Source organism: Candidatus Ruminimicrobium bovinum (assembly GCF_902760015.1).
Lineage (GTDB): Bacteria > Elusimicrobiota > Endomicrobiia > Endomicrobiales > Endomicrobiaceae > Ruminimicrobium > Ruminimicrobium bovinum.
On the sequence record NZ_CACWEU010000245.1, the window covers coordinates 1 to 8478 of the forward strand.

An 8478-nucleotide genomic window follows, 5' to 3' on the forward strand; every position below is an offset into this window, starting at 1 on the left:
AAATAAATTTTCACTTAAATTATTTTGTAAAGGCTCAATATAAAGTTGCAAATATTCATTTACAATTTCATCTGTTATTTCTTCAGCTATATCATCAGGAATTATATGACTTACGGAAAGTGCAATTTTATAGTATTGTGAAGCTTCATCCAAATTCGCAAACATTTTTGTTAAGTTGTTATTTAAAAATATTTTTAAAGACAAACAATTTTTATCCGTATCAATAGCAGTATCTCCCAATTTTATTAAAGACAAAAATAATCCTTTTATTTTGTTTATTTCTTCGGGTGTACAATTTTTTAAAAACATTCTTAACTCTTTAAGTTCATCAACACCCATATTAATCATTAAATTCATATATATATGTCTGTTTTCCACTCCTAAAATTTCCAATATAGGATAACAGTAATCTTCTACTTTCTTTAATGTAAAATGCGAATCCGGTGCCAAAAATTTATTTTTTCTATACTCAAAATAAAGTTCATCTATTTCATTAATATCATTAAATTTCTTTAAATAATTGAGAACATTGATATAGGAATATTCAACATGTCTTAATGAAAAATCTAATGTTAAACCATTTATTTCCTTTACGAAAGTTTTCAATGACATTTTAGAATTCAAGAACAAACACAAATATTCAATATGATAAATTATTGTATCCAATACTTCTATATTATCTTTGTTTTCATTTATATAATTTATATTTTCTTCTCTAAGCAGAAATCTCAAAATATGTATCGAATCAACTTTATATTCCACAATAGTATCATTAAGCATTTCCATAACTATTGCAAAATTTTCACATTGATTTACGAAATTTTTTGACAAATTAAACAGTTCTTCGGTAAACACTTCATTTTTATTAAGAATTTCAATAATTTCTTGTTCCGTAGCTCCATCAACAACAAAATAATCAATTTCGGATTTTTTGTTGTTATAATTATTTATAGAACGTAAAGATATGGATAAAATAGAATTGTCTTCATTATTTTCAACTTCTTTAATAAACGAATAATAATTAGGTCTATTTGGTTGATTTTGTAAAATATAATCAGGATTTTTTAAAGGTTCTAAAAAACTACCGTACTGTTCTATTGAAATATCTGGATGATGTGATAAATTTTTCTTTACTATATTATTTTTTAATATAACATCCTTTTGTTCTTTCCCCAATATGTTAATATGATCATCCGATAATTGTCCTAAAGTAACAAATGACAAATTGTTATCTTTCATATTTTTTATTTGTTCATAAATATAATCATTATCATTTTGTATTGTCGAAGTCGGTTTACCACCGTAAAAATCTTTAATCGTATTTTTATCAATGAAAAAACTATAATTGTTTTCATTTTTTTTCCTAATACGTGAAGAAATTCCTTTACCTGTTTCTTCATGGAACCCAACAATTTCATAATTTTGTTTATCAGAAGACAGTTCAATATTAACCACTTTATATTTTTTATTTTTATCAATTTCTTCCTGAGTTTTAACAACAGCTTCTTGAAAATTTTTACTCATATCGGAATATTGTTCTGGATACATTCCTAAAATATCCGCGCCAGAATAATCTGAATTTTCAATATCAAAAATAATGCCGTTATTATCAAAATTAAAACCGCTAGCACTTAGCACAAAACCTATTTCAATTATTAATTTATTTATAATTTCGTTATTTGGATAAAAAATATTTTCAATACCATAAAAAAATAATAATTTTGATAAAAGATCTCTATTGTTATCAATTACAATGTTTATTGTTTCTTTTATTTTTGATTTTGCTACTTCTTCGTCAATTGTATTTGCTATTTGAAAATTACCTTCAGATGTCTTTATTACAAATTCATTTTTTGCTTTTTTAAACAATATTTCTTCTGTTTCTATTTGGTTACCTAAAATACCTGATAGTTTTGAAACATTATCAAAGCCGACTATGTCAACTGCAGTTTTTATTAAAAGTTCTTTTTGTTTTTCATCCGTAGCACATGAAGCCAAAGTGTATGCAAGGGCTTGGCTTTGAATTTTGCCTTGTCCTTTAATTATTTGTTTATACTTTTCACTTGAAATATCAATATCACCGAGAACATTAGGCGTAATAACTATATCATTTATATTTTCATCTGATAACATATCTTTTAATTCTTCACTATGATAACCTCCCGAAACTACAACAATAATTTCTTTTGAATCTTTTAATATCTGCTCTGCATTTCTTTTTTGTTTTATATTTACTTTTTTATTATCCGTTATGTATTTTGTTATATTATCCATGAATATTGAATTTCTCGTTTCGTTTGTTTGATAATACTTGTTTATTTCGTAAAAATCTTTTTCTATTTCTTTTATCCTGTCAACTACGGCATATTTTGTATATAATTTTCTGAATTTTTCTATACCTGTTTCAAAATATTTCCATTCAATACATGTTAAACCGTAATTCAAATATTTTTCAAAGTATTGTTCAAAACTTGTTATGTAAGCAATTTCATATTCGGTTAAATTATAAGCTAGAGCTTTTCTTATTTGATCTTCTAAAGCAGTTTCTTCTTTTATCATTTCAACGGGATTTAAACTATTGTTTATATAATTTAATTTAACGAAATTATTTAATTGTGTATATTTTTCCAAATTTATTTTATTTTCATTGGCATAGTATTGTATATAACTTATCAATTTATCGGTATTTTTTAAGTTTTTTGTATCGGCCAACATATTTGAATATTCACCGTAAGATAACTTTTGTTTTAATTCGGTTAATAATTGTTGCAATTCAACCGTAACCTGTTTTGTTTTTACTTTTTTATTATTACTTGTAAGTTGAATATATTTCGATATATTCGGATAGTCCGTTTTGGATATTTTTATTATATTGTTATATTTTTGCGGTTCTTTATTTATTTTTTCTATATATTTTAACATCAAACCGTAATATTTTGCAGTATCTATTTTTTCCTGTCTGTATTTATTGACGATGTCGGTAAATTTTCTGCTTCTTCTGTTTACATATTTTTTGTTTAGTTTATTTATAATATATTTTACTCTTTCTACTGTTTTTGCATATTTGTTTTCGTTTTCTATAATATCACTTAACCTTTTTATGTTTTCTTTATGTGTTTTTTCCTCATCCAACCCCTTTAAAATATCTTTTTTGTTATTTTTTATAACATAATATTCGGCACCGGTAAGTTCGCCTTCTTCCAACAATTTATCGGTTAAAGTTTGTTTTAAGTTTTCATCTTTTATATTGCTTAACCAGCTTGTATCTATTTGTCCGTAACCGCCTTCAACACAAATTGCTTTTATACCGTAATTATCTTCTATTTCCTTTAATATGGTACTGATATTTTGTTGGGTTTGGTAATGACAATGTAAATCTTGAATATTTACTACGGTTGCATTACTTCCCGCATCGGTACAAGAGGTAATTTTACCTTCGGAAAATTTTGATGCCGTATTTTCTTCCTGCTCATTATTAAATGATTGAGCAACGGCATAGGCATTATTACCGATTGTCCCGAGTAACAAACTGATTACGATAACCAAAGCTATAGCTTTGGTTGCTGAGAAGCTGAAAAGCTGAGAAGCTGAAGAGTTTAACATTATAGTTGATAGTTTTTTTATTATATTTTTCATTTTTTAACCAATAAAAAAACACTGCTTTTATAAAAGCAGTGTTTGTCCTGTATTTACTAATGTATTATTGTTTACAACATCATTTGCACGCAATAATCCTATGTATGCCGTAATATAGTATAAAATATTATCACCGTTATAATATAAAAATTTGTCAGGTTTATCTTTGTCAATTAAATTTATTTTTTTACCGTTAAAAAATACACCTGTTTGTTTTTTATTATTATTTTGTATTGCTTTGATATTTCCGACAACATTATCGTTATATGTATATTTATAATTTAAACTGCTGTTATTTTTATCTTTATTTGAAATATTTATTATTTCTTGACTTAATTCAACACAAATATCACAAAAAACTTTAGGCATATTAACAATACCGCGATACTGTTTAACGATATCTATTTTAGTTTCTTTGTTAATATTTGTTTGAGAAATGAGAGAATACGCCGATGTCGCCGAGAAAGCAACATTTGAAAAAAGCATAGCAAAAGCGATTAATAATATTTTTATTTTTTTAAACATATACTACACCTTTTAAACTCTTATATATTTTAGTATATATTATTATAAATTTCAATAGGAAAATTGTAAAAACAATAAATTCAAACAAATATTTAAACTTTAGAAGAAAAAAAACTTATTCAAGAATTTTAATCAAAAAGTAAATTACGGTTAATATGCTCCTTTATGGAACAATACAACAAAAACTGTTTTAATTAAAATTTTTATATCAAAACTTAAACTCCAATTATCAACATAATAAATTTCCAATTCCAATCTTTTTTCATCACTTAACAAACTCCTTCCGGAAACCTGCCAAAGTCCTGTTATTCCGGGTAATACTTTAAACATTTTCCCATAGCTGTAATTATGATAAAAATTTTTTATCTGTTCCAACTCCAAACGAACTATAGGTCTCGGACCTACAAGACTCATTTCACCTTTTAACACGTTAAATAATTGCGGTAACTCATCCAAACTGTATTTTCTTATAAATTTACCTACTTTCGTAATTCTATCATCGTCTTCCAATTTTAAAAAAGCTTCATTTTGTTCGGCACTGTTTTGTATTAAAATTTTTAAATTTTCATTAGCATTTTCAGACATACTTCTGAATTTATAACAAAAAAATTCTTTTTCATTGAATCCGAGTCTTAAATGTTTAAAAATTACAGGACCTTTACTTTCAATTTTTATGGCGATTGCAATTATTAAAAAAACAGGCAACAAAACGATTAACATAATTAAAGAAAATATAATATCCAAAATTCTTTTTAAAAAATATTCAAAATCATATACAGGGTTTGATACAAGTAAAATAATGGGAATACCAAGTGTGTCATCAAATTCAACTTTATCTTTTGCCATTTGTGTTTCATTCGGTATTATTTTAATATCAACATTATTTATTACCGCCCAATTACATAAAGACAAAAACTGTTCATCCTTAACTGAATAATTAATAATTATTATTTCTCTTATTTGTTTTTTTAATGATAAAGTTTTTAATTTTTCAATATTTTTATCATTTAGTTCATAAGGATAATAAAAAACCTTATTTATGTAATTGTTATTGAAAATTTTTTTATATTTTCTAACTTTTTTTCCTATAACAAGCAAATTATTTCTTATATTAAGTTTATACACAATATATGCTATGATTTTTTTTAATATGTACCTTAACAATAGAGTAAAAATTATTAAATTAATCCACATCAAAAATACCATTAATCTTGATGTATCGTTTTTTATAATAAAAATTAAAGCAAGAATAAATATGACAAAAGCAATTGAAGTTTTTAATACTTTTATAAACAAATTAAATTTTGAAATATATGCTAATTTATATCCGATAAAAAAATTAACGAATAATATCCATACCGGGATTAATAACAGAGAGATTTTAAAATATTGGCTGAAAGAATAAACTATCTCTGCCGGCAGTATATAAAACCTTACATAAAAAGCCACTAAAAAGGATAACAAAAATGTTATACAATCGGTTAAAAGTAATAAGAATATAAATGAAAATTTTTTATTTTTTATAAACATTGTTTTAGTTTTACACATTTTTTATCTTTTAATAATCATTATATTTTACAATATTTTAAATTTTTTTTATATTTTATATAATACCGGTAATTTATATACTTTTACTATAAATATGTTAGATATCAATTTTTTTATAAAAATTATCAATCTTTCGGAAAAGGAAGAAATTCTTATAAATTTGTATTTAAAAAAATCAGTAACAAAAGATGAAGTATATCATTTGTTATATGATTTTAATTATGATATAGAAAAAGAAAAATTAACATTTAATTTTTTACTTGCACATTTATTTCAAAATAATCCGCATATAGAAATTCCGAATGAAATAAAACCGAGATTGGAAGGAATTTTAAAATTATTTCAATACTATAACGTTCCGTTATTATTAGGTTTAAAGCAACTCACAAACGAACTAAACAAAAAAAACATTCCCGTTATGTTGGTGAAAGGTGCCGCTATGAGATTAATTGAACCAAATAAGGCAAGAATGATGTATGATGTAGACTGTGCCGTTCCAAAAGAAACATTTAACGAAGTTATTGATATAAGTAAAAAGTTAGGGTTTAAAATAAACGGAATATACCCGAATGCTACGGAAATAATAAAAGGTGATAAACAAAAAATTGATGTTCATCATTTATTGGTTAAAAGTGATAAAAATACCGATAAAATATATAAAAATATTTTTCAAAGAGCAAAACAATATAACTTTTACGGTTCAAGTGTTTTAATTCCAAATACCGAAGATTTTCTTTTTCTGTTATTTAATAACGGTTATGACAATATAATTTATTCCCAGCCGTTTTATAAAAACATCTCATGGTTATTAGACGGTATTCATATTATAAAAAACAATAAAGATATAAGTTGGAATCAAATAATAGAAAATGCAAAACAAACAGGAACACTTGCACAAACAAAAATAATGTTAGAACTTTTCAATCATTTTTTACCGAACACAATCCCTAATAACATTATTTCTTCAATTAAAATATCCGAACAGGAAGAAAAAGATTTTAATTTTTACACGAAAAAGCATTTGTTTTTTAGCAAAGCACAACAATTAAAAGAACAGATACAAAAAACCAAAAATTTTAAAAAAATAAAATTATTCAGCATATTCTTATATTTAAAAATAATACAGAAAACACCAATAATAAATTCTTTGTTTTTTGATAAAACTGCAAATAGGATATTTAAAATATGACATTAAAAACGGAAACTTATTTACTAAACATCAATAAAAATTCTCTTATAAAATATTATAATTTTTTAGACAACAGTTTTAAAAAAACAGCTGATAAAAATTCAGTTATTACAAAATATTTGAATTTAGGTATAAAAACCATAAGGTTACAAATAGCATTTGCCGACTTTTTACCGCAACTTGAAAAATATTTTTCCTGTTCGTTGAAAGATACCGCAAATAATTATGATGCAACCATATATATATGGAAAGACACTGTTTATTCGTATATAAGCGAACAGTATAATAAATCAAAATGGATAACAATATCCCACGAAAAAAAAGAGTTTATGCAAATAGATTTGGAAAACAATATAATTAATGCCGAAAACAAAGAAGAAGAAAAGTATTATTTTATAGCGGAAAATTATTCTTATGATATTCTTTCAAAGCAGGGACATTTATTTGTTAAATCAATAAGTAAAATAATCAGAACGGAATATTCGGCACTTGTTCATTCTGCCGCCGTAGGGATCAACAATAAAGGTATTTTAATTTCAGCAAAAGGCGGTAGCGGAAAATCGACATTATCGGTATCTTGTTTAACAAACGGCTTTCAATATGTTTCGGATGATTATTTAATATTAAAAAAGAGCAATAATAAACTATATGCCTCTCCTATTTATTCAATAATTACTTTATCCCCGCAAATATATAAACAAATGACAAATTTAAAATCGGAATTTATGTGTAATAATTATAATAATACAAAATACATTCTTAATATATCTTCTTATGATATTAATATCATAAATAATTTGGAAATAAAAGCTGTTGTTTTTCCTAAAATAAGCAATATAGCGGAACCGACAATTGAAAAAACAAATAAAAATACTGCCGTTACGCAATTAGTTTATTCTACGGCAACCCAAATGAATAACAATAAAGATACGGAATATATAAAATTACTAATTTCTTTTATCAAAGATTTGGATTTTTATCAAATAAACTTATCACAAAATTTAGATAAAAATGTTACAATATTAAAACAATTTATTAAGGAGCTTTAAAATGTATAAATTAAACGAAGCAAAAATGTTCGCCGATATTACCGATAATGTTGCCATTATAATAAATTCCGAAACAGGTATTTATTATGCAATGAATAATTGCGGAAGCATAATTTTTAAGGACGTTATTGACGGTTGTTCAACAAATTTAATTATTGATAATCTAAAAAAAATAGAATCTTGTCCGAATGATATAGAACAAAAATTCAAAATTTTTATTGATGAGCTGTTAAAAAAAGAAATTATTATCGCAGGAGAGAAATCTTCAAAAACCCCCGTTCTTGATGAAGCAATTATAAAAAAAGATAAATTCGAGATGAAAGTTTCCGAATACGAAGATGCCCAGGAAATGTTACTTGCCGATCCCATACATGATGTTGACGAAGAAGAAGGATGGCAACCCGTTTTTAAGGAAGAAAAATAAACATGCAAAATATAAATCCTTTAATTTCGGTAATAATGCCGACATACAACAACGGTAAATATATAAAACAGGCAATAGAAAGTATTTATGCACAAAATTATGACAAC

General features: G+C 24.7%; 7 protein-coding genes. 4 read left to right on the forward strand and 3 right to left on the reverse strand.

Translation table 11 applies throughout. The features are described from left to right. The 3 genes from ACMUOV_RS08280 to ACMUOV_RS08290 all read right to left on the reverse strand — a co-directional run. The coding region (locus tag ACMUOV_RS08280) for a hypothetical protein (protein ID WP_413854667.1) at positions 1-3636 on the reverse strand (3636 nt) is incomplete at its 3' end. A gap of 27 nt (positions 3637-3663) precedes the next feature. Next, positions 3664-4161: a hypothetical protein gene (locus ACMUOV_RS08285; RefSeq protein ID WP_413854669.1), complete on the reverse strand. Its 498-nt coding sequence runs from the start codon at positions 4159-4161 to the stop codon at positions 3664-3666. A 150-nt stretch (positions 4162-4311) separates the two neighbouring features. Beyond that, positions 4312-5709: a sugar transferase gene (locus ACMUOV_RS08290; protein WP_413854670.1), complete on the reverse strand. Its 1398-nt coding sequence runs from the start codon at positions 5707-5709 to the stop codon at positions 4312-4314. 160 nt (positions 5710-5869) lie between these two features. On the opposite strand from ACMUOV_RS08290, the gene ACMUOV_RS08295 reads away from it, so the two are divergent. The 4 genes from ACMUOV_RS08295 to ACMUOV_RS08310 all read left to right on the forward strand — a co-directional run. After that, positions 5870-6898 (forward strand): nucleotidyltransferase family protein, encoded by a 1029-nt coding sequence (locus ACMUOV_RS08295; protein ID WP_413854672.1) that lies wholly within the window; start codon positions 5870-5872, stop codon positions 6896-6898. Next, positions 6895-7947: a hypothetical protein gene (locus tag ACMUOV_RS08300; protein WP_413854673.1), complete on the forward strand. Its 1053-nt coding sequence runs from the start codon at positions 6895-6897 to the stop codon at positions 7945-7947. Before ACMUOV_RS08295 ends, ACMUOV_RS08300 begins: the two co-directional genes overlap by 4 nt. Position 7948: 1 nt before the next feature. Then, positions 7949-8371, forward strand: coding sequence for a PqqD family protein (locus tag ACMUOV_RS08305; protein WP_413854674.1), 423 nt, complete (start codon positions 7949-7951; stop codon positions 8369-8371). Positions 8372-8406: 35 nt separating this feature from the next. After that, on the forward strand, positions 8407-8478 hold a 72-nt coding region (locus ACMUOV_RS08310; protein ID WP_413854675.1), incomplete at its 3' end, for a glycosyltransferase family A protein.